A 25,795-nucleotide genomic window follows, 5' to 3' on the forward strand; every position below is an offset into this window, starting at 1 on the left:
AACTATGAACACTATATCATAATTCGCTTGCATAGACCGGGGGCGCCCGATGCGACCGTGGGAAGCTGAAAGCCCGCTATCGCACCGAACGCGCGATAACGGGCTTCTGTAATACTTCCTTAGGGGATGGTCACGGCCAACGCGCGGACATCCGCATCAAGGATGCTGCGCGCATGTTCCGTAATTCGGTCGGCCAACGGTTGATGATTCAAGTGCATGAGGAACCGGTCGAGATGGAATGCAGCCTGCTCCGAATCGCCCAAGTTCACGAAATGGGAGGCTTGCTCCAGCGAATTCGTAAGCTGAGAAGACATCGCGTCGGAGATATCGCCAGTCCCGATGAATTGCTGCAACCGGCCGCTCACCGAATCGAGCGTCGCAACGACGGACACATGCGCCCGGTTGCTTTCGTAGGTAACGCCGTTGAAGGTAAACTCGCTCCAAACCTCGGCCGAACCCGGATTCGCCGCTATAAACTTGCCGTTATCGACTCGGACGACAGAAGGGTCGCTCGAGAAGTATTGCGGGTTCCTCCTCTCCAGCTTATCGACCGCCCCGTCCTTGGTAAGCAGCAGCTTCACCGAAGGCGCAGCGGCCTGATCGCGGACCAGCGACGCCGAGGAAAGCGCGAGTTCCAAGCCGACCGGTTGACGAACCAGCTCCGGAATCGTAATACGCAGCAGGCTCGACTCTTCCGTCAAATAGAAATTGCCGAAATCGTCCATCGCCATCCAGTTCCGAATGCCGACATCCCGGATGACCGTCATTTTCTTCGTTACCGCGTCGATGACGAAAAATTTGTTCGCCTGTGCGCCGTATACGTTGCCATCCGTTCCGATGACGAATTGAGCGTCGCGCCATACCGCTCCCGAATAATTCCGAGGCATCAGCGTTTGGATATGAATGACTTGGCGGGTATTCGGGTCGAAGATGAAGAGTACGCCTTCCGCCGAACCCCAGATGTTACCGTCCGGACCGACGATCAACTCGGTAATCCCTTTCTTCCCCGGGACCGGAACCGTCTCGAACACCTTCTCCCGCTTCTCCATATCCCAGATGAACAGCTTCGCTTCCGTCTGCGTCGGATCGACGCCGAGCCCGCCCCAGATGTTGGAACCGGCGTAGATCAGCCCGTCCTTGTAGGTCACCGCCGTGACGCTCTGCTGGTCGATTACATTATAGTAAGTTTCGCGTACGTTCGTCTCCAGATCATAGATGATCAGGGCACCGCCCAGTTTCCCGTACTTCGGAACCGTACCGATGACGAGCTTGCCTGCCTCCTCGATCACCGTCCCTGCAAGGCCTCGGTCCTGTTCGCCCGCGTCGAGCGCGGAGAACAGCAGCTTCGGGTTCGACGCGTTCGGATCCGCCGTGCGTTCCCATGGCTGATATGGGTCGAACTCGTAAACCTCCATATTCGGGTAAGCCGCATAATAGATTTTATCCTTATAGCTATAGATCCGGTCCGTCTGCGGCAGCTTCTGCCCGAGGCCCATCGTTTCGTTCGTGTATTCTTCGCGCTCGCCGGTCAACGGGTCGTAGATCGCATTCCCGCCCGACAAATATCCGCTGACATGCATACGGCCGTCATTGCCTAAGGCGACCATCTGCAGCTGGGTAGGCTCGCCTTCGATCGGGAGGACCGTATATTTGGACGCCCCCGTCTGAGGGTTGTATTTAAACACGCGGCCTTCCCTAGTAATCGCAACTAACGAAGATCCCGGGTAATCGGAATCGGAAAGCTCGGCGAAAGTAAAGCCGTACGCCTGACCGTCCGTATCGATATGCTCCATCACCGCATATTGCCGCGTGTTCGGATCGTAGTATCCGAGATGAGAATGGGACGTGAAATACACCTTGCCGTCGATCGGCGACGCCGGGGAGACGAGCCTGGACAGCTGGGCGCCCGATGCGACGAAGACGTTCTCCTCGAACCGGCCGCTCGCTAAATCGTAAACTACGACGCCGCCCGGCGAGAAGTACACGAACAGCTTATCCCCCGCGACCGCCATATCGAAAATAAAGTTCGTTTCCGCGAACGGAGCCGGTACCGCGATTTCGGTTTTGACCCCGGTTTCCCGATCCAGCTTCACCAATCGGGCGTTCGCGCCCATCCCGAAGTAAATATCGTCTCGGACGCCGTCATAGGCGACGGAGTATGCATACTGTTCGTCATCCAGCACTCTGCCTAGACTCTTATACTCTCCGGTGATCGTGTTATATTCGAAGGCTTCGCTTTGGTTGTAGGAGCCCCCGATTAAAATACCGTCCGGACCGGCCTTCATATCGAACACTTGGGAGCCCGCCACTCTGCGCACATACTCTACTTCCGAAGCGCCGGGCGCATATTTGAACATATAGCTCGGCGAACCGGCCATATACACCGTGCCGTCGGGCTGAACGACAAGACCTCGGACGTATGTAGAAGAATATTCCGTGCCGTTCACCGTGTCGCGGATCGGAATTTGAGCGATCAACGTATCGGTTTCCACATCGATCACCAAGAGATTGGCGGGAATCCCGACCATCGTCGAGTAAGCGAGCAGCCGGCCGGAAGCATCTCTGCCGAATGCCGCCCGATGCGTGTTGATCGTATGTACCATGGAACCTAGGTTTGTCATTTCGTACTCGATGCCCCCTCCTTGATCGGCGGGCTTGAGACTAAGGTGCAGGTCATCGAAGTAGGCGGCGCCTGTCGTCGCCGATGTCGTGTAAAGCAACACTCTCGCATAGTTCGCTTCGGCCGGGGCGGTTGCCTCGAGCGGCGTCTCCATCCACGTCGGGGAAGGGGAAAGCGCGACGAAGTTCGCCCTTGGGATATAGCCTGAAATGACGTTGTCCGTCGCTTGCTTGTAGTACCGCAGGCCGACGTAGATCGTGCCGCGGGCGTCCTTCGTCTTGACGGTCAATCGATAGGTTTGACCCGCCGTGACTTCGATCGGATCGCTGTACAAGACAATGGCTGCATTCGTTAGATCGTCGGCAAGGTATAGGCTCCTGCTTCCGGAGCTGGCGGCCTCTTCGGTAACCTCCGCCGCAAGCCCGGGCTTGAGCGCCGCCGCGCCGCCGTTGATCCTCCAATTCGGGATGGCGCCGTCGTCCTCCGACACCGCCTCGAAGCCGGGGTTGGCCAATAAGTTCGGCAGCGGTCCTTCCGCATATGCGGATGGCGCCGGGAAGTACGAGGTCGACATCGCGATCAGGGCGAGGAGCAAGCAGATAGTTTTCACGAAACGCTTAGCCACGCGATAACCCCCTTGGGAAGAGATGGATGGGTCGATATCGAATTACCCCTTCTCGGAACCGAGCATGACGCCTTTGGCGAAATACTTCTGCGCGAACGGATAAATGATAAGAACCGGAATCATGGAAATGAAGATCGTGGCGTTCTTTAAGGATTCCGGGGTGAGCGCCTTCGTTCCTTCCACCTGGGTTTCCTCCGCGTAGGCGAAAATAAGCATCTCTCGCAGGACGACCTGCAGCGGATATTTTTCCGTATCGTTCAAATAAATCATCGGAACGAAGTAGCTGTTCCAATGGCCCATAAAATAAAACAATCCGATGGATGCGAGAGCCGGCTTGGACAGCGGAATGATGATGCTCCTCAGAATGCGGAATTCCGACGCGCCGTCGATCACGGCCGACTCCCGCAACGATTCCGACATGTTTTCATAGAAGCTCTTAAGGATAAGGAGTTCAAGCGTCCAGATGGCGTTCGGCAGGACGATCGCCCAGATGGAGTTGATCAGCCCGAGCTTCTGCACGATGATATACGTCGGAATCATGCCGCCATTCAGAAACATCGTCAGAACGATGGCGATAACCCAAAATTTACGCCCGAACAAATGAGTGCGGGATAACGGGTATGCAGCTACGGCGGTCATCAATAAGTTGATGAAGGTCCCTACTGCCGTATAGAGAATCGTGTTCAAATACGCGCGAGGAATGCGGTCTTCAGAGAAAATGTGTTGATAAGCATCCAAGCTGAACCCTACCGGCCATAAAAACACTTTCCCTTGAGCGACGGCGGTCGTATCGCTGAACGAAATGGAAACGATGTAAATGACAGGGTAGATCGTTACGACAGCGACTAAGGTAAGGATGATCGTGTTCAAGACGGTAAACAGGGTGATTCTCTTCTCTCCTACCATAGGCTCTTACCCCCGAATCTTCTGCTCAGCACATTGGCTCCAAGCAGCATGATCAATGCAATCAACGCTTCGAAAATGCCTACGGCAGCCGCATAGCTGTAATCTCGCTCTAAGAGCCCTTTCCGGTAGACGTAGGTAGAAAATACGTCCGCAACTTCGTACGTCATCGGGTTGTATAGCAATAGAACCTTCTCGTAACCGATCCGGAACATCGATCCCGCTTTCAAAATGAACATAACGAGAATCGTCGGGAGGATCGCAGGGACCGTAATGTACCGCATCGTGTGCCACCGCTTCGCGCCGTCCACCTTCGCCGCTTCGTAGAGCGTGGGGTCGATTCCGGCGATGGCCGCCAGGTATATAATGGCTTCATAGCCCATGGAAGCCCAGATGTCCGATGAAATAAAGATCGTTCGGAACCATTCCGGAGCGATCATAAAGTAGGTCTTTTCGAACCCGAGGAACGAGATGAACTGGTTGATCAAACCTCGACTCGGGGACAGAAAATCGATCACCATACTGCAGATGATTACGATCGACAAGAAGGCGGGAAGATAACTGAACGTCTGAATCGATTTCTTGAAACGCTGGTTTCTTACTTCATTCAGAAGAATCGCGAAGACGATCGGGAACGGAAAACTCCATAATAAATTATAAAGGCCAAGCAGCAAGGTGTTCTTAAAAAGAAGCCAGAAATCAAAGCTGTTAAAAAATTTCCGAAAGTGCTCCAATCCTACCCATTCGCTGCCTAATATGCCGTCATATACGCTAAAATCCTTAAAAGCGATAATCAAACCATAGATCGGCCCGTAACGAAAAATGGCGAAAAACGCGATGCAGGGGAGCAGTAAGAGCAAAAATTGGCGATCTCGTTTGATATGCTGCAGCATGGAGATCCACTTCGACGTTTGGCCCCGCTTCGGATTCAGCATAGCAGTGTTCATCTCCGGATTTGTCAACGCCGCGATTCCTCCTTGAACGAATGAGGCAGTACACCGGATTCGAGTTCGTCGCGTCCGGATGTACTGCCGTCTGTATTTGGTTTAGCAGCCTTTATTCGGCGTCGAATCGAGCCTGCGCAGCGTTGTACGCGCCGACGAAGTCGTCTTCGCCCAGCTTTTTCGCTTGCTGGAGCCATGCATCCCATTCGGCTTGACCGTAAGAATCCGTAAGGACGTACTTCGCGCTGAATTCTTCGCCCGCCTTCTGCAGCGTCGCGGCGAGGTCGGCGATCGTCGAGTTTTCCTCATCCGTAAATTTCAATACGGGGTCCAGCGGAAGCTTCATGTCCTTCATCATGTCTTGCGCTTCTTGTTCCTTCTCCGTGTAGTTATAGTACACGCTGCGACGGTCGGTACGCGTGTAGAATCCTTGTACCCACATGCCGTACTTATCTTCCAGCACTTTGATCTCGATCAAATCAAGATCCTTCAGCTCCGGATATACGACTTTGCCGTCGGCTCCCAGCTCATAATTTTCGCCTTGTTGGCCCACCGTCATGAGCTCGGCGCCGGACGGGCTGGTAAGGTAGTCCATCAGCTTCATCGACACTTCCGTATTTTCGTTCTTCGCGATCGCGTGGCCGTAGCTGGAGATCATCGGCAGGCTGCGAATTTTGAATTCCGGTCCGACCGGGTTGCCGTAACGCAGGTCGTATTCCGGATTCGTCTCTTTCACTTGGTTGTAGAACATATCCAATCGGCCGATCCAGTCGAACGTGACGAACGATTGATCCGTCGTCATCTTCGCCGTCCAGTTGGCCGAGGTGTCGGTCACGAATTCCGGATCGAGCAGTCCTTCTTGGCGAAGCTTCTTCATAAAGTCGAGCATTTCTTTATATTCCGGCTTCGTGAACGCCAATTCCCATTTGCCTGTATCTTCATTGTAATTGTGCGGATAACCGGCGATGTTCCAACCGTATCCCCAATCCCGGAAAATCCAGGCTTGCGTCTTCGAAGCGTAAGGAATCGAATCCGGATAGAGCTCTTTCAATTTCTTCAAGGCTTGGTAGAACTCTTCGGTGTTCGTCCATAACGGAATGTTATGTTTATCGAAAATATCTTTGCGGTACAGGAAGCCGTGGTTCACCTCGCGGTTCAGTCCGTAGATCGGCCACGTATAGATGTTGCCGCCGTCGTCCGAATACGATTTCATGACCCAGTTGTTTTCCGCGTTATCTACGTACATCGCTTTAAAGTTAGGCAGCTGATCGAGGTAATCGTTAATCGGAGCGAAGGCGCCTTTGCCTCCCAATTCGTTAATTTCCGCGAGGCTCGGCCCGTGAATAATGTCCGGAAGGTCTCCGGAGGCCATGATCACTTTGAGCTTTTCCGCATAAGTCGCAGTAGAGTAAAACTGGAGATCCACTTTCACGCCGGTTCTTTCTTCCAATTCTTTCACGACCCACTTGTCGTTCAGATTGGAAGCATCGCTGGAGACAAGCATTTTGATCGTGGTCGGTTTGTCTACAAGCGGTAGCTTGAGGCCGCCCGTATCGCCGTATTGGGCGGACAGGTCTTCTTCAGGGGCTTTCTCGGATCCCTGAGCCGGAGGGGTTTCGTTTCCGGATGTGGCAGGCGGAGTTTCGTTCCCGTTGCCGTCGGTGCTGTTTCCGCCGCTACATGCCGCAAGCGTTGTAGTGACAAGTACAGAAGCTAGAAGCGTTGCTAAAACCTTTCTTGACATGCGTTCTCCTCCCTTTTTTGGAAAAAAGTAATACCCTGAGAGCAATTGACCATTTATGTGGCGGTGCACTCCCATCCCCGAAAAACAAATCGGCGAAACCAAAGAGGTGTCGGACGATGTCAACTTTATGAATTAGATATGTAACACAAGTTGTAATCCGCATGGGTTGACACCGCTTACCTTCTAAAAATAAAATGGTGTTGTCAATTAGATAATATGCAGGACGCTTTCGTATGTCAAGATAAAAAAAGGGGGGCGGCGGGTAATTTTATAGGAACCACCGTGTTTTTTAAGGACCGTACACGCGAAACAACGAAGGAAGAGGAGGAAAATAAGTTGGCGAAATGGCTCAAAAAACTTAAGTCGTTCATTTGCCTGCTGATTTTTATTAGCCTTGCGCTCTCGTCTTTGCAGCCGGCATTAGCCAATCCGTTAGAAGAACAAGACGAATTCGATCGGCTTCGAATGAAGTGGCGGTACTATCTTACAGGCGAAGATCGGTATGAGCTGCCCGTAACCGATCCCGATCTGGCGGCCCGGATCGACGGAATTACAAGCAACGGCCAGTCGGCCTGGAGCACCATGAACAAGGAGGCGGATCGTACCTATTTATGGGTCGATGCCGTCCCGTCTCGTTTTCCGGATTCCTCTTATATCTATGAAAATATCAAACGGTTGTACCGAATGGCGTTGGCTTACACGACCAAAGGATCGTCGTTGGAAGGGAACCCGGAGCTGTTGAACGACACGATCCAGGGCCTGGATTGGGTATATGAGAATCAATACAATGAACGGTTGGACTGGAAGGTCAACTACCATCATTGGGAGATTAATATTCCTACGACATTATCCAATATATCGACGCTTCTCTATGACCGCTTGGGAGAAGCGAGAATTTCGAACTATATGAATGCAGTGCACAAGTTCGCGAACGATCCGACCACTTATGCCCTGTCCACCGTTCCGTCCTACGGGGCCAACCGGCTCTCCGAATCCCTCCCGATCGCGCTCAGAGGCATTCTGGTCAAGGACCGAAGCCGTCTGGCGCTCGTCCGCGACCGCTTAGGGGATTTCGAAGCGTTGATCTACCCGTTCGTGATGGACGGCAACGGCTGGTATCGGGACGGTTCCTTCATCTCCCACGATCGTCATGCCTACAACGGAACCTATGGGTTGGAGCAGTACAGCATACTCATCTCGCTTATGTATTTGCTGGACGGCTCTTCATGGGAAATTACCGATCCTCGCGTGGACAATGTATATCAGTGGACGAACGACGGGTACCTTCCGCTCGTACACCGAGGGCGGATGATGGATATGGTGAACGGGAGATCGATCGCGAGGCCGGGCTCCAGCGACCATGTTCAAGGCAACAAATTGATCGATTCTTTGTTGATCTTAAGCGAATTTGCGGACCCGCAAAATGCGCTCCTTTATAAGCAGGTCATCAAGGAGTGGGTCCAGGGGAAAACGGGGACCGGCTACGATTACCGCAAGGGCGCATCGATCCCCATGCTTCTCCGAGCGAACGCCATTCTGAAGGACGATACGGTTACCGCAGCCCCCCCACTCTCCTATACGCAGTATTCGGGGATGGACCGGGCGGTTCAACAGCGGCCGACATACGCTTTCGGCGTAAGCATGTTCTCGAACCGGGTGTATGATTTCGAAACGGTGAACGGCGAAAATCTGAAAGGATGGTACACCTCCTCGGGAATGACATACGTCTATGATCGGGATATCTCGCAGTACAACGAAAATTATTGGACGACCGTCAATATGAAGCGGCTGCCGGGAACGACGGTGGATGCGGAATATGGCCGACCGGAAGCCGACAGCAATAAGCTGAGCACGAAAAGCTGGGTAGGCGGGGTGGAAATCTCCGACCTGTTCGGCGCCTCGGGCATGGAGCTCGAGGGGTACAGGACGACTCTGAACGCGAAGAAATCCTGGTTCGCCTTCGACGACGAAATCGTCGCTTTAGGTTCCGACATCGACAGTACGGACGACCGGACGATCGAGACGATCATCGAGAACCGCAGATTGAAGGCCGAAGGAGAACATCGGCTCACCGTAAACGGGGAAGTCCTGCCGACGTCCGACGGGTGGAGCGCGGAGCTGGGCGGCGTACGCGACATTCATCTCGAAGGCCGGACGGAAGGCTCCGATATCGGCTACGTGTTCCCGGACGGCGGCGCAACGGTCCAAGCGCTTCAGGAGGTAAGAAGCGGAACATGGAGCGACGTATCCAGACTGGCGACGGATCCCAAGGTATATTCGAACCGCTTCTTGAATCTATGGTTCGATCACGGCAAGAGCCCGGCAAACGCGAAGTATTCTTACATCCTGCTCCCGGACCGAACGGCGGAAGAGGTTTCCCGATACTCCGCGCAGCCGGATGTGACGATCCTCGAACAGAACGAATACGTTCATGCCGTTAGAGAGAACGACTTGAACGTGACTGCGGCTTTATTCTGGAGCGACGTAAAGCGTACGGTGGATCGACTGATCACGGCGGACAAAAAGGCGGCGGTTGCGGTTCGCGAAACGGACGGCCGGCTGGAAGTGGCGGTTTCCGATCCGACGCATGAAAACCGCGGGATCATCGAGGTCGAAATCCATAGAAGCGCCGCCGGCGTGGTCGAATCGGACGCTTCGATTAAGGTGCTGCGGCTTGAGCCGACGATCCGGTTGGCGGTGCAGACGAACGGCAGCCTGGGCCGGACGCAGAGCATTCTCTTCGATCTGGTCAACGAAGAGAAGCCGTCCGCTCTCATTCTGTCGCCGGTCGCGGACGCTTCCGTTCACGGCGGCGACGCGGCGACCGAGACGTTCGGCGCCTCTACGACCATGTCGGCGAGAGATGCCGGGGATGCCTCGAAAAACCGGAAATCGTACGTAAAATTCGATTTGGCGTCTGTGGAGACGGTCGACCGCGCCGTACTGCGGGTCAATACCTTCCATCCGTCCGGCGCCTTCGCCGTATTGAACGCATACGGGGCCGGGAACGGTTGGACCGAGCAGGACATCCGTTGGGACAACGCGCCGGCCGCCGAAACCGGAGCGCTCGATTGGACGTTCGTGAACGGCATGGAGCGATATTACGAGTTGGACGTCACGGAATATGTCCGGGGGAAAGCCGCCGACGTCGGGACGGCGACGTTGATGGTGGCGGGAACGGATTATGAAGACGTCAATCTCGCGTTGCACAGCAGGGAACATTCTTACCGCGGACCGCAGCTTGCGATCGAAGGAACCTTCGCATCGGGGACGCCGGTCGCGGTTCCCGACTCGCCATCCTACGGGAACGCAACGACCGTCGCGGCCGATGAAAGCTTTGACGGCGACGCGACCGGCAGTATGCCGGAAGGGTGGTCCGTCCGGCCGATCGGCGGGCAGGCGGCCGTATATGAGCAGCCCGGCTCGATGAATGACCGGGAACTGCTGCTGACTTCCGACGCAGAAGGATTGACCGCCTCCTTCCCGTTCGAGCCGCAGCAAGGTTTGGTTTTTGCCGAATTCCGGGTGAAGGCGCAATCCTCCGCGGTACCGTTCGAGATCGCCCTTCTGGAATCCGCCGGCGAAGAAGCGGCGGTCAAGATCGCGCTGAACGGCAAAGGGCGAATCACCGCAACGGACGGAGGCTCCGTCTCTTATCTTCAATCGTATGCCGCGAACGTCTGGTACAAGATCAAGCTGGTATTGGATACGCAGACGGACGCGTACGATATCTACATCGACGAGGCCAGGAAAGGGGCCCGATTGGAACTGACGCGGCCCTCGGAAGCCTTAAGCGCGATCCGATTCGCGGCCGCGCCGACCGGTCGCTTCTACGTTGACGATGCGACGGCGGGAATCGCAGACGCTATGGAGCCCGCGCCGACGGAGCGGGACATTCTGAACCGCGACGCCGCCGACGCCGTTCTGCCTCAGTACACCGTTAACGATCATTTCAACGTTTCCGGTACGGACTCGCTTGTCGGGTGGGCGTTCAACCAAGCGGGCGGTACGGTGCGTCTGACCGACCAGCCGAACGGGGTGAACAAAAGCCTAAGCATCGTCAAGTCGGGGACCGGGCAGACGGCAGCCACGAAGTCCTTCGGAGCGTTAGGCGGAAAAACCGCCGTTGAATTTTGGCTAAGGCCGGAGCAGACCGATCAAACGTTCGGCGCGCCGTATGTCAGAGACGCGGGCAACCGGGACATCGCCATCGTTCTATTCGGTAATAACGGCAACATCACTGCATTTCACGGATCGTCCGGCGTTAGCATTATGCCTTATCAAGCCGGCGAATGGTACCATATGAGGCTTGAGATCGACCCAATCGGGAAGATGTACGACCTTTATATCAACGGCAAGCTGGCGGCGGACAATTACGCGTACCGGAATGCCTCCGCTTCGGGTGTGAGCAGGCTGCTCTTCTTTAGCAACGCAACGTCCGGCGCGCTGCAGATCGATAACGTCCGGGTCGTCTCCGAGGAAGACGAGATGGCGTCCCCGGCTCCCGGAACGACTCCCTCCATTACGCTTCAGGCGCCGGAGGAGGCGCGTCCGAAGGAAGCGGTTCAAGTTCGGCTGGACCTGCAAAGCATGGGATACGAAGTCCGGCCGGAGCGGATCGTCGTCGCCTACGACGAAGGCGTCCTGTCTTTCGAAGGCTTGGAAGGCGGAGCGCCGGAAGCTTCCTACGTCGTCGCCGCCGAGAATCCCGGCCGGCTCGCGCTGACTTGGACGGAAAGCGTACCTATTGCGGATAGCGCGGATCTCCCCCGCTTGAATTTCAGGGTGAAGGATCAGCCTGACGCGGAGCGCGCGAGAATCGAATTGTTTACGGCCGAGATGTTCTTGCTTCCGGACGGGGTATCGGTAAGGACGCCGCGGGAAGAGGCGGTTATTTCCATTCATGCCGACGTAACGTCGTTTTACACGGTTAACGACGATTTTAACGGATCGGAATTGCCGACAAGCTGGCTGTATAACGAAGCAGGCGGGACCGTTCGTCTGTCCGATATGCCGAACGGCGCGAACCGCAGCTTGAGCATCGTCAACGCTCGATCCGGCCAAACGGCGGCGATCCGGGAGTTCGATTCGCTTACCGGGGAAGTGACGGTGGAGTATTGGGTGAAGCCGGCGCAGCGGAACCAGACGTTCGGCGCGCCGTATGCGAAGGACGCCGCAGGGCGCGATAATGCCGTGATTCTGTTTCTTAACAACGGCACGATTCAGGCGTTTAACGGGAGCGCGCCTTCCGCGACGGTCCTGATGTCGTACCAAGCCGACGAGTGGTACCATATGAGGCTGGTCCTCGATACCGATTCGAAAACGTATGATTTGTTTATTAACGGAATGCCGGCCGCCGATGACTTCGCTTTCCGGAACGCAAGCAGCGCGGGAATCGGCAGGCTCCAGTTCTTTAGCAATGCAACGGCGGGAGCGCTGCACCTCGATAATGTTCGGGTGATCTCGGAGGCGGACCTGTCGGCAGGCCCGAATCCTGCGGAAGTTCCCGCACTGACGCTGCAGGCGCCGGAGGAAGCGCCGATCGGCGAAGCGTTCCACGTGCAATTGAATATGGAGAACAGAGGTTATGAGGTTCGACCGGAGCGAGCGATTCTCGCTTATGATCCAGGGGTATTTACCTATGAAGGCCTTGACGAGACGGTATCGTCTTCGGTCTACGACATCAATGACAGTACCCCGGGGTACATTGCTTTCACTTGGCTCGACGCGGCTGCTTTCGCCGCGAACGAGCCGCTGACGCGACTGAATTTCAAGGTGAACGAAGGAGCGGCGGCGGAAGCGGGAAGCATCCGGTTGTTTGCCTCCGAGTTATATCTGCTCGCCGAAGGAGCTTCCATACGTACGGGCCATGATGACGCCACCGTCAACGTCTTGAGAGATACGACGGCGCCGGTGTCTTCCGCGACGCTTTCTCCCGAATCCCCGAACGGAGGAGACGGATGGTACACCGTTCCGATGAGCGTCCGTCTTGAAGCGGTCGACGACTTGTCGGGACCCGACCGGATTGAAATCCGGTTGAACGGCGGCGTTACATGGGATGTGTATCGCGCCGATTCGGTCCATCTCCTCTTCGCCCAAGACGGCGAATACACGCTGGCCTATCGGGCGGCCGATAAAGCGGGCAATGTGGAGGAGGAGCGCTCGATCGCATGGAAGCTGGACCGTACCGCCCCGGAAATCGACTTCGGTATCATTCCGAATGCGGTCTATTCCAATACGGGAGAACTTACGTTGCAAGTCTCCGTAACGGATCAAGGATCCGGTGCGGATGCCGGGCAAACCGTAATCATGCTGGACGGCCTGCCGGCGGAGCCGGATGCGGCGATCCCGCTGTACCGTCTTCCGCCGGGGGCGCATACGCTTACCGTCAGCGCGAGCGATCGCGCCGGGAACACGTCAAGCGGCGCCGTTACCTTCTATACGGAGACGAGTCTACAGGCTTTGAAGGAGCTCGTCGAGCGCTTTGCCGAAACCGGCGCGATCGAGAATAGAGGCATTGCCGTCAGCCTGCTTCAGAAGCTGGAGGCGGAATCCTTGCAGTCGTTCGTGAATGAGGCGAACGCGCTGAGAGGCAAGCATATCGCGACCGAGGAAGCGGAGATTCTGATTCGCAACGGAATATACCTTTTGAATCAATAGTGAATTAGAATAGAGTTTATAATGTGTTGACAGTACTCGAAATAAGTAAATATAATAGCTTATGTAAATTAGATGTCATGTACAGAACAAGTTGGATCGGATCGGAGGAGTTTTTATTGATGCGGAGCGTCGTAAGTCATGAGCAACAGGTCAAGGTGATTGATAAGGAACGCCCTGTCATTCAGCCTAACTACGTCTTAATGCATACCCGGTACTCCATGGTCAGCCCGGGAACCGAATTGACCTCGATCCGAAGAAGCGGATCGGTTCCTTCTTCCCTCGGGTACAGCGCGGCAGGGATTGCAGTGGAGGTCGGAGAACAGGTCGACCATATTCGAATCGGTCAGCCCGTTGCATGTTACGGAGCTCCTTATGTGAATCACTCCGAATATTTGTTGGTTCCTAAGCACCTGGTCACCCCGGTGCCGGATCACGTCCATCTCAAAGAAGCGGCGTCGGCCGGGCTCGGAGCCATCGCCATTCACGCATTGCGACAGTCCGGGTTAGTCTTCGGCGAAGTCGCAGTCGTGATCGGACTCGGAATCATCGGTCAGCTTCTCGCCCGCATTGCGCATGCGGCCGCCATGAAAGTGATTGCGCTTGACCTGATCGAAGAACGCAGGAATGCGCTTCGGGAGGTGTCAGGGATCGCCGTATGCTCCACCAATTCCGAATTGGAGGAAGCCGTTGCCCGGATGACGGGCAATATCGGTGCGGACGCCGTATTTCATTGCGCGGCGGGCCGGCAGAAAGAGCTCCTTGACGGCAGCTTCGACTGGATTCGAGATCGAGGCAAGATCGTGATCGTCGGCGACATGGTCATGGAATTTACCCGGTCGCAGATGTTCAAGAAGGAAGCCGACGTCATCATCTCCCGGGCCGGGGGTCCGGGTCGATATGACGCCTCCTATGAGAAGGAATGCCGCGATTACCCGATCGGCTATGTTCGATGGACGGAAGGAAGAAATACGCAGGAATACGTCCGCCTCTTATCCGAACGGCGGATAAGCGTAAGTTCGTTAATTACGAGGCAGGCCTCCTTGATTGACGTAGCGGAAATGTACCGCGATTTTGTAGATAGACCGCAGCAAATTTTGGGGGGCGTCATTTCCTTCGACGGACCGTAAGTACCGCCCCCTATTCGAAAGAGGCGTCTTACGTTCGGCGCCTCTTTCCTGTTTATTGAAAATGAGATCAGGATTGTGTACGATGCTAATTGAACAAAGGAATGGAGGCAAGCTAAGGTGTCCGATAAGCAAAGCCGGAAAACGTTTCGCCATCGATTGGAAGAAATGATCAGCAAAATACGGGAACAGATTCTGTCTGGCCATTACGCCGTCGGCGATTACTTGCCTTCCGAATTGGACCTTAGCACAGCCTTCCAGCTGAGCAACAATTCCATACGCAAAGGATTAGACGTGTTGGTAGCCGAAGGTCTCGTCGAGAAAATCCCGAGAGTCGGCAATCGGGTGAAGGCTCCCGACGAAGATGCGCAGACCGTCATTCGGTTCGGGTATCATCCGATTTTGGATTCTCAGACGGAGCTGCCTTCCTTGTTGGCCGAGTTCCAAAGAAAACATCCGCATATCCGGGTTCAAACCGTACAAATCAACAACTCCCAAGGATATGTCCGGAATTTCTTGGAGAACGAGCTGATCGATCTCTTCACGGTGAATTATTATTTGTTCCAGGATCTCGTAGAGAATGCGCTAGATTTGCTAGAACCCCAGGAACCGTTCGAGGAGATGTATCCTTTTCTGCGGAGAGGGTTCGTTCAGGATGGGGTGATGTACGCCCAGCCGTTCGTTTTTTCGCCTGTCGTCCTATGTTACAATCGCGAGCATTTCTCCCGGCAGCAGGTCCCGGAACCGGACAGCAGCTGGACGTGGGATGATTTGCTTCATAATTCGTCTAAGCTCGCCATTAAGAATGAACAGTTCGGGTTTTACTTCCATCTGGTGAATCAGAACCGTTGGGTCATCTTCTTGCTTCAGAGCGGAGCCGCTTTCGAGAAGGACGAGAAGGGACGTTATCGAGTTCAAGGAACCAAGCTGCTGGACGGAATCGAGAAAGTAAGGGAGATCCTGTATACTCCCGAGGTGTATCCGCTCATGCTTTCCGCAAGCAATGCGGATGCCGAGCGACTGTTCCGGGACGAACAGGTTTCCGTCATTTTAACGACGTATTTTGCTATGAATCAGTTGAAGGACGTAAAATTCGAATTCGACGTCGCGCCGATTCCCTACTTGCATAATGTCAGTACGCTTCTCGTAACGATCGGCTTGTCCATTCACAGACAATCGAAGGTCAAGTCGGCGGCCAAACAGCTCGTGGAGTTTCTCGTCTCCGAAGAGGCCCAGAGGGTGATTCGAAGAAAAACGTACACGATCCCCGCAAACAAGCAGATGTCCCAACGGCTGGAAGAGATGGAGCTGAACCGGCCTTCCCGTTATCAGATGTATAAAGAAATCATTCCAAGCTTCCGATTATTTACGGAGACGAATCTCACCTTGAAGCAGCTGGACGATGTGCTCGCCGAGTGTAAGCTGTACTGGTCGGGATTACGGAGCAAGGAATCGTTGGCCAAGAACCTTGAACAAGTACTAAACCGGGAAGCGGAGTGAACGGGATGGACGGCTTTCGCGCGGAATGGTCGAGCGCTGAACTCACCTTCTATAAGCGGCACCTCGAAGCCCGAATTCTCCCGTTCTGGAATCGGGCGATCGACAGCGTGTACGGTGGCGTATTTACCTGTTTCTCCAATTCCGGCGAACGGCGGATCAGCACGGATAAGTTCACATGGTCGCAGGGGAGATTTCTGTGGTTATGGTCCAGATTGGCCTCATGCTGTTCGCGAGGACTTGTCGGAGGGGACGCCGAGGAGTACAAGGCAATCGCCGCGAAGACGTTTGGCTTCATCGACCGCCATGCGTTCTTGCCGGACGGGAGCTGCAGCTTCCTGCTGACGCGAGAAGGGAAACACAAGGAAGCTATTCCGGGCTTAGGCTATGATATAAGCTTCTACGCGGATTGCTTCGTCATTTTGGGGTATACGGAGTTTGCTCGAGTTACGCGGGATGCAGACGTCTTAGAAAAAGCTCTCGCTCTATATCGTCATGTCGAAGGTAGATTACAGTCGGGGAGCGTTCGCAGCGAACCGTATCCGATCCCGCCGGGTTACGAGGCGCACGGCTTCTCCATGATCATGCTGAACGTCAGTCAGGAGCTGGCCGATGCATTGGAGGAGATCGGCGACGCAAGGCATGCGGTCATCCGCGGCCGAAGCCTACAGTTCATGGACGACATTCTGGAGCGGTTTTGCGGCGCGAACGATCTCGTCATGGAACTGATCCCAAGCGACGACAAGGTTCCTTCGGCATCCGATTCGCTGCTTGCCAGACACGTCAACCCAGGCCATACCTTGGAGTGCATGTGGTTCGTCCTGACGGCGGCGAAGAAGCTGCAGCGGGAAGATATCATCGCCCGGGCGACGACCGTAACGGCGAAGGCGATGGAGATCGGCTGGGACCGGGAGTACGGCGGGTTGTTCCGATATGTCGATCGCGAGGGCGGCGCGCCTAAGGGCTCATTGACGGAGGGGGATCGGCGGTTCGAGAAGCTGGTCGCCGAAACCTGGGACATGAAGCTGTGGTGGCCGCATTCGGAGGCGCTCTACACCACATTGCTTTGCCATCGCGTTACAGGCGATTCCGCATTCTTAGATTTGTATTCCCGATTGAAAGACTATACGTTCCGCACGTTTCCGCATCCTGATCCTTCGGTCGGAGAGTGGGTGCAAATCCGCGACCGGAAGGGCAACCCTGTCGATGCCGTGGTCGCGCTTCCCGTGAAGGATCCTTACCATATTATGCGTAATTTGTTGTTGCTTATCGAAGTACTTAATGAATAAGGAAGAATAAGCCCCCCGGCAAACCGCAGCCTAAACCGGAAAACCTCCCGTCTATTTCGGTCATCAAGCGCATCTTTCGCGTTTGACCCCGAATAAGCAGGAGGTTTTCCCGTTCAATCGTCGATTGTTCGTTTGTGGTCGGACATAAGCGGGAGGTTTTCCCGTTCGCGCCGCGAGCGCCGGATTACAGTCTCGCCATCGCCAGCAGCGCAGCACGAATTTCCGCTTCGACCGCCTCGCCCACGATGTCGCGGTGCGGGTCGTAGCCCTCGTCGACCGCCGTCGAGTCGCCGTCCAGCGCCAGGATGGCGCCCGCGCGCATCCCGCGCAGCATCGCCACGACGTACAGCGCGGCGATCTCCATCTCCACCGCGAGCACGCCCGCGCGGCGGTACGTCTCGTGCGGAAGCTCCACGACGCCGCTGAAGAACGCGTCCATCGTCAGCGTGACGCCCTTCCCGATCGAGCCGGGCGCGCCGGACTCCAAAGCCGCTTGATACAGCGCCTCGGTTACGGCGCTGTCCGCCACCGCCGGGAACGCGATCGGCACCAGCTGCTTCGTCAGCCCCTCTTCCCGGACCGCTGCCGTGCTAATGATGAGGCTCCCCGTCTTATGCTCCGGCGACAGCGAGCCGGCCGTGCCGACGCGAATAATCGTCTTGACGCCGGCCTTCGCCAGCTCCTCGAAGCAGACGGCCGCGCCGGGGGAGCCGACGCCGTGGCTGACGACGGCCAGCCGAACCCCTTCGTATGTTCCTACGAACGTACGGTACTCTCTCGCATGCGCCAGCTCGACCGCATCGGTCAGCTTCGCGGCGATCGCCGCCGCTCGGAACGGGTCTCCGCATACGATCGCGCGATCCGGCATATCGGCCGGGTCGACGCGCAAAATCGGCAGTAGATTCATTTTCTAATCGAACTCCTTCCGTACCCACTCGTCTTCGGGAATCGGCAGCGCCTCGCCGGAAAACCGCTCCTCGCGGAACGGATCCGCCACGTTGTGGAAGCCGTTCCGTTCCCAGAACCCCGGGCGATCCTCGCTCATAAACTCGATGCCGCGAATCCACTTCGCGCTCTTCCAAAAATACAGATGCGGCACGACCGCCCGCAGCGGGAATCCGTGCTTGTCCGTCAGCGGCTTGCCGTCGTACCCCCACGCCAACAGCACGTCGTCGCGGAGCAAATCCTCGAGCGGAACGTTCGTTTCGTAGTTCTCGTCTGCGTGGAACATGACATACCGGGCCTCCGGCTTCACATCCAACAACGCTAAGAAATCTCGAAAACGAACCCCCTCCCAAGCCGTATCGAACTTGGACCACCGCGTCACGCAGTGAATGTCGCACACGACGCGGGTTCGGGGCAGCGCCTGCAGCTCCTCCAGCGCGAAGGATCGCTCCGCGCCGACGAGACCGAACACGTTCAGGCGCCACGCGCTCAAGTCGTATTCCGGAACCTCGCCCTCATGTAAAATGGGAAATCGATCGGTCAACATCTGACCGGGCGGCAGCCGGTGCTTTAATTCGTCGCTGACGGCGACTTGCGGAATTTTCGACTTCTTCAGCTTCTCCGCCTTGTCGTGCATAGCCATCTTCCTCTCTTACTGTCCGCCGATCCGGCCGGATTGACGTAAGTATGCTTTGTCCTTAAACAAGAACATGACGATAATCGTCATGACGTACGGGAGCATCATCGTGAAATGGGTCGGCAGCGCCAGCCCCTGCAGCCGAATGCTGATCGCGTCCGTGAAGCCGAACAGCAGACTCGAGGCGGCGACGCCGAGCGGATTGTTCTGTCCGAGCATCGCGGCGACGAGGGCGATGAAGCCGCGGCCGGACGTCATGTTTTCCGCGAACAACGTCACTTGCCCCAAGGACAGCTGGGCGCCGGCCAAGGCGCACAGCACGCCGCTCGCCAGCACCGCGCCGTACTGGTACCGCTTGACGCGAAGGCCGAGGCTGCCGGCCGCGGACGGGTTCTCGCCGACGGCGGTCAGCCGGAAGCCCGGCACCGTGCGGTACACGACGTATTGCAGCGCGATCGCGAGCAGGAAGGCGAGGTATACGAGCGGCGAATGCCCGGAGAGCAAGTCGCCGAGTACCGGAATGTCCTTCACGATCGGGATATGCCATACCGGCAATCCCTTCATGTTCGGGTCGTAATATTGGCCCTTGTTGCCGAAAATGACGAACAGCGCGAACGCCGTCAATCCGAGCGCTAAGAAGTTAATCGCGATTCCGACGATAATCGCGTTCGCCTGCAGATGGACGCTTAAGTAAGCGAACAGCAGCGCGACGACGCCGACGCATAGACAAGAGAACAGCACCGCGACAAGCACGTTGCCGAACAAGTAGTTGCCTAGGATCGCGCTGAAGGCGCCGATCAGCATCATGCCCTCCAGCGCGACGTTGAACAGTCCGACGCGGGCGCAGAGCGCGCCGCCGAGCGCCGCCAGCAAGAGCGGCGCGACGATGCGGAGCGTCGAGCTGAGCAGATTGAGGTCAAACAGCGTTTCCATCGGCGTCCCTCGCTTTCCTGCGTCGGATGAATGTGAACGTAATTTTCGCCGAGACGAACAAAATCAATGCCGCTTGAATAATGTTGGAAATTTCCAGCGGAATCTCCGTGTTCCGCTCGACGCCCATGCCGCCGGTTTGCAGCGCGGCGAGCAGGATAGCCGTGATCGCGGTTCCGATCGGATTCGAGCCGGCGATGAGCGCGGCCATAATGCCTGACCATGCGAAGCCCGGCGAGCTTAACATGTTGTCGATGTATCGGTACTGCGTGCCCAACACCTCGAACGTGCCCGCGAGGCCGGCGAACGCGCCGCTCGTGATCATGCTCAGCAGCATGACTCGGCCGCGGCGAACCCCGCCGTAGGCGGCGAAGAGCGGATTGCTGCCGAGCATGCGAATTTCGTAGCCCTTAACCGTGTAGCGCAGAAACAACGCCAGCAACATCGCGGCCAAGGCCGCGACGGCGAACCCGACGTGCAGCGTCGAGCCGGAGAGGAGCTTCGGCAGCCACACGTCGCTTGCGATCATCGCCGTCTGGGCCCCGCCCGAGCCGCCCTTCTCCTTGAACGGGAACGACACCATGTACCCGGCGAACAGCACGGCGATATAGTTGAACAGCAGCGTCGTGATGAGCAGGTTCATCCGGAACCGCGTATCCAGCCAGCCGGCGAACGCCGACCACAGTCCGCCGACGAGCATGCCGGACAAGAGCGCAAGCAGCAGCTTCAGCGCGGCGGGTCCGGGCGCATGCAGCGCCACGAGCGCCGCGGACAACGCGCCGAGAACCATCTGCCCTTCGGCGCCGAGGTTGAACACGCCGGCGCGGAACGCCAGCGAGACGCCGAGGCCGATCAAGATGATCGGCGTCGCCCGGGCCAGCGTGCTGGCGGCGAAGAACGAATTGCCGAACGCGCCCTTCCACATCTCCGCATACGTCTCCGCGACGGAGCCGCCGATCGCGGCGATCAGCACGGCGCCGACGAGGAGACCGAGTACGATGGCCGTCAACGGCTGCAGCAGCGCTTGAAGAAATAAGGTTCTCTTAAGACGGCTCATTACGCGTAACTCCTCCCGACATCAGCATGCTGATCCGCTCTTCCGTCGCCTCGTCCGCCGTCAATTCGCCGGCGATCTTACCCTCGTACATGACGAGGATGCGATCCGACAGCTGCAGAATTTCCGTCAGCTCGGACGAGACGAGCAGGACGGCGCCGCCTTCGTTGCGCCGGCGGAGCAGCGCTTCGTGGATCGCCTCCATCGCGCCGATGTCGACGCCGCGCGTCGGCTCCGCCGCTATGAGGAAGGGCGTGCCGTGCGCCATCTCGCGGGCGACGATCAGCTTCTGCATGTTGCCGCCCGACAAATGTTTCGCCTTCGTCTCGAGCGAGCCCGCTTTGATCTGGAACGAGGCGATGAATCGCTCCACCGTCTCCCGGATTTTCCCTTCCCGGAGAATCCCTCTGCCGCTGTGCGAGCGCGCGTGCCCCATAATGCCGTTGTCCGCGACGCTCTCTTCCTTGGCGGAGCCCCACATGTACCGGTCCTCCGGAATGTGGGCGAAGCCGGCTCTCCGGACGTCGAGCGGCGGCGCGTTCGTAACGTCGTTGCCCTGAATGGAGATGCTGCCGTCATCGACGCGTCGAAGTCCCGAGATCGCTTGCAACAGCTCGGATTGGCCGTTCCCCGAGATCCCGGCGATGCCGACGATCTCCCCGGCTCTGACGCGGAAGTCGACCCGGTCCAGGAGCGGCTTGGCCCCCTTCTCCCCGCGCACGGTGACGTTCCGAACGTCCAAGATGTCCCGGCCCGGTTCGATGTCCGTCTTCGTCCTCCGCTTCAGCTCCCGGCCGACCATCAGCCGAGACAGCTGCTCGACGTCGGTCTCGCCGGCGTTCATCACGCCCGTAATGCGGCCGTCGCGGAGCACCGTGATCCGGTCGGCCGCTTCCATGACCTCCTGCAGCTTATGGCTGATCAAAATAAAGCTGATCCCTTGCTTCGCAAGGTCCCGGATCGCCTTCAGCAGCCATTCCACCTCGAGCGGCGTCAAAGCGCCGGTCGGCTCGTCCAATATGACGATCTTCGCCCCTTGCCCCAGCACCTTCAAAATTTCCACGCGCTGCTGAATGCCTACCGGACAATCCGAAATTTTCTGCCACGGGTCTACGGGCATGCCGTATTGTTCCGATAACCGCTTGACTCGTTCGGCGGCCGCCTTCCGATCGAAGGAGAGGCCGGCTGTCGGTTCGCGTCCGATGACGATGTTCTCGGCGACGGTGAACGCCGGGAACAACATGAAATGCTGGTGGACCATGCCGATCCCCGCTTCGATCGCGTCCGACGGGGAGGCGAATTTCTTCTCCTGTCCGTTCAGGACGATACGGCCCGAAGTCGGCTGCTCTTCCCCGTACAGCATCTTCATCAGCGTCGACTTCCCGGCCCCGTTCTCGCCGACGAGCGCATGCACTTCGCCCTCGGCCAACGAGAAGCTCACATCGTCGTTCGCGGTCAGGGCGCCGTAGCGTTTCGTAATGTGTTCCATCTGCAGCAGCAACTGCTCCGCCTCCTCGCTATTTCCCCGCCCCTGCCTTATGGAAGGCGGAAACAAGAGAAACCGGCTGCGGGAAGGCAACCGGTTTTTCGTTCTTTTCGCTTATTGCGCCAACGGGTTAACTACTTCGATCGCGCCCGAGACGATGTCGTCGCGAATTTTCTTCAGCTTGTCCACGTTGTCTTGACCGATGAAGTCGCTCAACGGGGATGTCGATTCCGCCGTAACGAACGTCAGGCCGACGCCGTTCTCTTTAAGACCGTAGCTGACCGGACCGTACGTGAAGTTGCCTTCCGCGAAGTCCTTCGCCGTCTCGTAGGCGACCGTATCCGTCTCTTTCAATTGGGAGAGGACGACGTGTTCCGGATCTTCCACCGTGCGGTCCGTATCCTGGCCCGCCGTGTAGAAGCCCTTCTCCTTCGCCGCTTCGAAGACGCCGTTGTCGCCGACCGCCGCCATGCCCGCTACGAAGTCCGCGCCTTGCGACTGCTGCAGCAGCGCGAGCTCCTTCGCCTTCGCCGGGTCCGTAAAGCCGCCGACGTAGTTCACCAAGAACTTCGCGTCCGGGTTCACCGACTTGAGGCCTTGCTCGAAGCCCTTCGTATACTTCGACAGCAACGGCACGTCCATCGCCACGACGGCGCCGACCGTGTTCGTCTTCGTCGAGAGGCCTGCGGCCGCGCCCATCAGGTACGCCGCCTCGTGCTCGCGGAACTCGATGCTGCGCACGTTCGGCGCGTCGACGACGACGTCGATGATCGCGAACGCTTGGTCCGGGTTCTCCGCCGCGACCTTCGTCAAGGCGTCGGCGGCGCTGAACGCGGCCGTGATGATGAGGTCGTAATCTTCTGCGATGGCTGCGCGAAGGTTTTGCTCGACCTGCGTCGGATCCGCGGACTCGATCACCTTCGTCTCCAGGTTAAACTCTTGTCCCGCTTTCTCTAAGCCTTCTTGCATCTGGGTGAAAAATTGGTTGACGCCGATCTTCTCCGGCGTAACCAGGACAACGCGCTGCTTCTCGCCGGAAGCCGCTTCGCCGCCCGTCGCGCCTTCATTCGCGGCGTTGTCTCCGCCGCCGCCGCATGCCGCCAGCAAGCCGGTCATCAGCAGAGAAACGACCGCAAGGATGGTCCATTTTTTCAATTCCGTTTCGCCCCTGTCGAATAATAGTGTGACAATACTCACAATTCTAGTTGCGGTTGCGCTTTCATGTCAATTGATTTCTGCGCGTTTTCGACATGTTTCGCGACGGTTCACCAATGTGCCTTCATCCCCAAGTTTCTCCAACTTTCGGGGGAGGAAACCCTCTGTCTCGCCGCACGGAGCCGGGGCGCCGGATGGAACTTCTTTTCCTTTGTCGTCGTCTACTTTAGTAAGTGATGAAGAAAGTTCATCGAAAGCGAAAGCGAGGTGGCGGAAATGAATCTTTACTTTCGGGATAACTTTTTCAGTGCGGGCATGACGGAAATTTTGAACGAACGGGAACAACGCGTCGGTCATGTAGATTTGAAGAGCGCCTTCGGCTCATCTATTGAAGTATATGGACAGGACGGCCGGCTGCTGTATCAAGGGAGTTTTCCGATATTCTCGAACAAATGGCAGGTCACCGATGCCAACGGCGGGCAGGTAGGCGTACTGAAGAGCAGACTTACGTTTTTTTCGAAGAAATACACCTATGACACAGCCGGTCGGGGCAGCTATGAGATTGTGTCGCCGGCATTCTCGAGGGAGTACGACATTACCGACGGATCCGGCATGGTCGCCCGCTTCGAGCAGGTGAACGGTTGGTTTTCCTCGGGGGCGTTTCTTCTGAACAACCGATGCGTCGACTTGGATTCCTACGAACTCGTGGCGGTCATTCTGGGCATGCATGCGATTCAGAAAAGGCAGCGGTCGGCCGCAAACTAACCGCGTTTCGACGGCAGCTGCCGCAAGCGTTCAAAGAAAAAGCCGTCGTTGCCGCCCAAGGTCTCGGTCTCATTTCGGGCGGCAAAGACGGCGCATTTCATATTTTTCGGTTCAGTTTTCCTCGTCCCCTGCCGGAAACACCGACAGCTCCCGAATTTTCGGCTCTCCTTCGCTTTCCAGGATCTCCAACGCCACGCCCCGAACCTTCACGGCCGGAAGGCGTATGATCCGCTTGTGTCCGATGCTTCGGCCTTCGTACAAGCGAATCCGCCGCCTCGTCTTCGCGGTTACTACGGTCAATACGAAGCTCCGCACGCACTCCCCGTCCGTCAAATCTTCCCCGATGACGATATGCTCGATGAGCCGCGGTTCGCGCAGCGTGACCTCCCACTTCCCGTCGCTCTCCGCGAAGTCGGGCAGCGCGGCGATCGGAGCTCCGAATCGGCGGCGAATTTCCGCGCCGAACGCAAGGAGACGGTCGGTATCGGCGGGCGGCAGACGCCCTTCCCGGTCCGGTCCGATATTGAGCAGCAGGTTCGCTCCGCGCCCGACCGAGAGGGAATAGAGACCCATCAGCTCTCTCAAGCTCTTGAGCGTATGCAGGTCGTTGTCGCTGTAAAACCAATTCGACCGCAGCTGCACGTCGCATTCGGCCGGCAGCCACAGCCGCTCGGCCAACCGATCCGCTTCGTCCGTCAGGATGGAAAATTCGGTGGCGTCCACCGTGTTCCAGCACGGATCCGGCGCGATCCCGTCCTCGTTCCCGACCCATCGGAAGTCGGGATCGCCCATATTGAAAATGAGGATGTTCGGCTGCATCCGGCGGATTTCGCCGATGATCCGCGGCCAGTCGTACTCGTGATCCTCCGAGCCGCAGCCGTCGAACCATAAAATATCGATATCTCCGTAATTCGTCAGCAGCTCCGTAATCTGATTGACGAAGTAGTCGTCGTACGCCTTAGCGTCCTGCGTATAGAAATCCGCCGAACCGTCGTAAGGCGAATAGTAGAGTCCGGGCTTCACGCCGTATTTCCGGCAAGCGTCCGTAAATTCGCGGATGACGTCCCCCTTGCCGTCCTTCCACGGAGAATGCTCCACGGAGAAGGTCGAGTAACGGGTCGGCCAATTGGAAAAACCGTCGTGGTGCTTGGCGGTAAGCACCGCATAGTTCATGCCCGCTTCCTTCGCCGTGCGAATCCATTGTTCGCAGTCCAGAAGCGCCGGTCGGAACGCGGAGGGCGACATCGGCCGCTCGTCGAAGTCGACGTAGCCTTCATAGAAAGTGCGCAGTCCGAAATGCAAAAACAATCCGAACTCCCATTGCTGGTACTCCAGCTGCCGGGCCGTCGGTTTGACTCGGATCGGATCGGTCATAGGTAATCCCCCCTGCTAAAATAATCCTGTTCAAAGCGAGGGC

16 protein-coding genes are annotated in these 25,795 nt (G+C 57.0%); 5 read left to right on the top strand and 11 right to left on the bottom strand.

Features of this window, described 5'->3' with window-relative positions; translation table 11 throughout:
* Nucleotides 1-119: 119 nt before the first annotated feature.
* The 4 genes from FE782_RS01580 to FE782_RS01595 form a co-directional block, all read right to left on the bottom strand.
* On the bottom strand, nucleotides 120-3,245 hold the full coding sequence (locus FE782_RS01580; protein ID WP_138191809.1) for an FIMAH domain-containing protein: 3,126 nt from the start codon (nucleotides 3,243-3,245) through the stop codon (nucleotides 120-122).
* A gap of 42 nt (nucleotides 3,246-3,287) precedes the next feature.
* Nucleotides 3,288-4,151 (bottom strand): carbohydrate ABC transporter permease, encoded by an 864-nt coding sequence (locus FE782_RS01585; RefSeq protein WP_138191811.1) that lies wholly within the window; start codon nucleotides 4,149-4,151, stop codon nucleotides 3,288-3,290.
* Nucleotides 4,145-5,095, bottom strand: a complete 951-nt coding sequence (locus FE782_RS01590; protein WP_138192402.1) for an ABC transporter permease — start codon at nucleotides 5,093-5,095, stop codon at nucleotides 4,145-4,147. The genes FE782_RS01585 and FE782_RS01590 overlap by 7 nt, the downstream gene beginning before the upstream one ends.
* 109 nt (nucleotides 5,096-5,204) lie before the next feature.
* Nucleotides 5,205-6,596 carry an extracellular solute-binding protein gene (locus FE782_RS01595; RefSeq protein WP_238392299.1) on the bottom strand — a complete coding sequence of 464 codons (1,392 nt, stop codon included), beginning with the start codon at nucleotides 6,594-6,596 and terminating at the stop codon, nucleotides 5,205-5,207.
* Nucleotides 6,597-7,172: 576 nt separating this feature from the next.
* Here FE782_RS01595 and FE782_RS01600 point away from each other — a divergent pair.
* The 4 genes from FE782_RS01600 to FE782_RS01615 all read left to right on the top strand — a co-directional run bounded on the left by FE782_RS01600 (nucleotide 7,173) and on the right by FE782_RS01615 (nucleotide 17,406).
* The gene (locus FE782_RS01600; RefSeq protein WP_158299203.1) at nucleotides 7,173-13,496 is read left to right on the top strand and encodes a polysaccharide lyase family 8 super-sandwich domain-containing protein; all 6,324 of its coding nucleotides are present in this window, start codon (nucleotides 7,173-7,175) and stop codon (nucleotides 13,494-13,496) included.
* Between the two features lie 119 nt (nucleotides 13,497-13,615).
* Complete coding sequence (locus FE782_RS01605) at nucleotides 13,616-14,623, top strand: zinc-dependent alcohol dehydrogenase (protein WP_138191817.1); 1,008 nt, start codon at nucleotides 13,616-13,618, stop codon at nucleotides 14,621-14,623.
* 117 nt (nucleotides 14,624-14,740) lie between these two features.
* Nucleotides 14,741-16,120 carry an extracellular solute-binding protein gene (locus FE782_RS01610; RefSeq protein ID WP_138191819.1) on the top strand — a complete coding sequence of 460 codons (1,380 nt, stop codon included), beginning with the start codon at nucleotides 14,741-14,743 and terminating at the stop codon, nucleotides 16,118-16,120.
* A gap of 5 nt (nucleotides 16,121-16,125) precedes the next feature.
* Nucleotides 16,126-17,406, top strand: coding sequence for an AGE family epimerase/isomerase (locus FE782_RS01615; protein ID WP_138191821.1), 1,281 nt, complete (start codon nucleotides 16,126-16,128; stop codon nucleotides 17,404-17,406).
* Between the two features lie 184 nt (nucleotides 17,407-17,590).
* Here FE782_RS01615 and FE782_RS01620 read toward each other — a convergent pair whose 3' ends face one another.
* The 6 genes from FE782_RS01620 to FE782_RS01645 form a co-directional block, all read right to left on the bottom strand.
* Nucleotides 17,591-18,313, bottom strand: coding sequence for a nucleoside phosphorylase (locus tag FE782_RS01620; RefSeq protein WP_138191823.1), 723 nt, complete (start codon nucleotides 18,311-18,313; stop codon nucleotides 17,591-17,593).
* Between the two features lie 3 nt (nucleotides 18,314-18,316).
* Entirely contained in the window at nucleotides 18,317-18,988 is a 672-nt protein-coding gene (locus FE782_RS01625; RefSeq protein ID WP_138192404.1) for a sulfite oxidase-like oxidoreductase, read from the bottom strand.
* A 15-nt stretch (nucleotides 18,989-19,003) separates the two neighbouring features.
* A complete protein-coding gene (locus FE782_RS01630) occupies nucleotides 19,004-19,921 on the bottom strand; it encodes an ABC transporter permease (protein WP_138191825.1) in 918 nt (305 codons plus the stop codon).
* The gene (locus FE782_RS01635; RefSeq protein ID WP_138191827.1) at nucleotides 19,905-20,975 is read right to left on the bottom strand and encodes an ABC transporter permease; all 1,071 of its coding nucleotides are present in this window, start codon (nucleotides 20,973-20,975) and stop codon (nucleotides 19,905-19,907) included. Before FE782_RS01635 ends, FE782_RS01630 begins: the two co-directional genes overlap by 17 nt.
* Complete coding sequence (locus FE782_RS01640; protein ID WP_138191829.1) at nucleotides 20,962-22,473, bottom strand: ABC transporter ATP-binding protein; 1,512 nt, start codon at nucleotides 22,471-22,473, stop codon at nucleotides 20,962-20,964. Before FE782_RS01640 ends, FE782_RS01635 begins: the two co-directional genes overlap by 14 nt.
* Nucleotides 22,474-22,572: 99 nt before the next feature.
* Nucleotides 22,573-23,613, bottom strand: a complete 1,041-nt coding sequence (locus FE782_RS01645) for a BMP family lipoprotein (RefSeq protein ID WP_238392300.1) — start codon at nucleotides 23,611-23,613, stop codon at nucleotides 22,573-22,575.
* Nucleotides 23,614-23,889: 276 nt separating this feature from the next.
* On the opposite strand from FE782_RS01645, the gene FE782_RS01650 reads away from it, so the two are divergent.
* The gene (locus FE782_RS01650; protein ID WP_138191831.1) at nucleotides 23,890-24,378 is read left to right on the top strand and encodes an LURP-one-related/scramblase family protein; all 489 of its coding nucleotides are present in this window, start codon (nucleotides 23,890-23,892) and stop codon (nucleotides 24,376-24,378) included.
* Between the two features lie 111 nt (nucleotides 24,379-24,489).
* On the opposite strand, the gene FE782_RS01655 is transcribed toward FE782_RS01650, so the two are convergent.
* Nucleotides 24,490-25,752, bottom strand: coding sequence for an alpha-L-fucosidase (locus FE782_RS01655; protein WP_138191833.1), 1,263 nt, complete (start codon nucleotides 25,750-25,752; stop codon nucleotides 24,490-24,492).
* Nucleotides 25,753-25,795: the final 43 nt, after the last annotated feature.

Origin of the sequence: Paenibacillus antri (genome assembly GCF_005765165.1) — a bacterium.
In the GTDB taxonomy this organism is placed as follows: Bacteria; Bacillota; Bacilli; order Paenibacillales; family YIM-B00363; genus Paenibacillus_AE; species Paenibacillus_AE antri.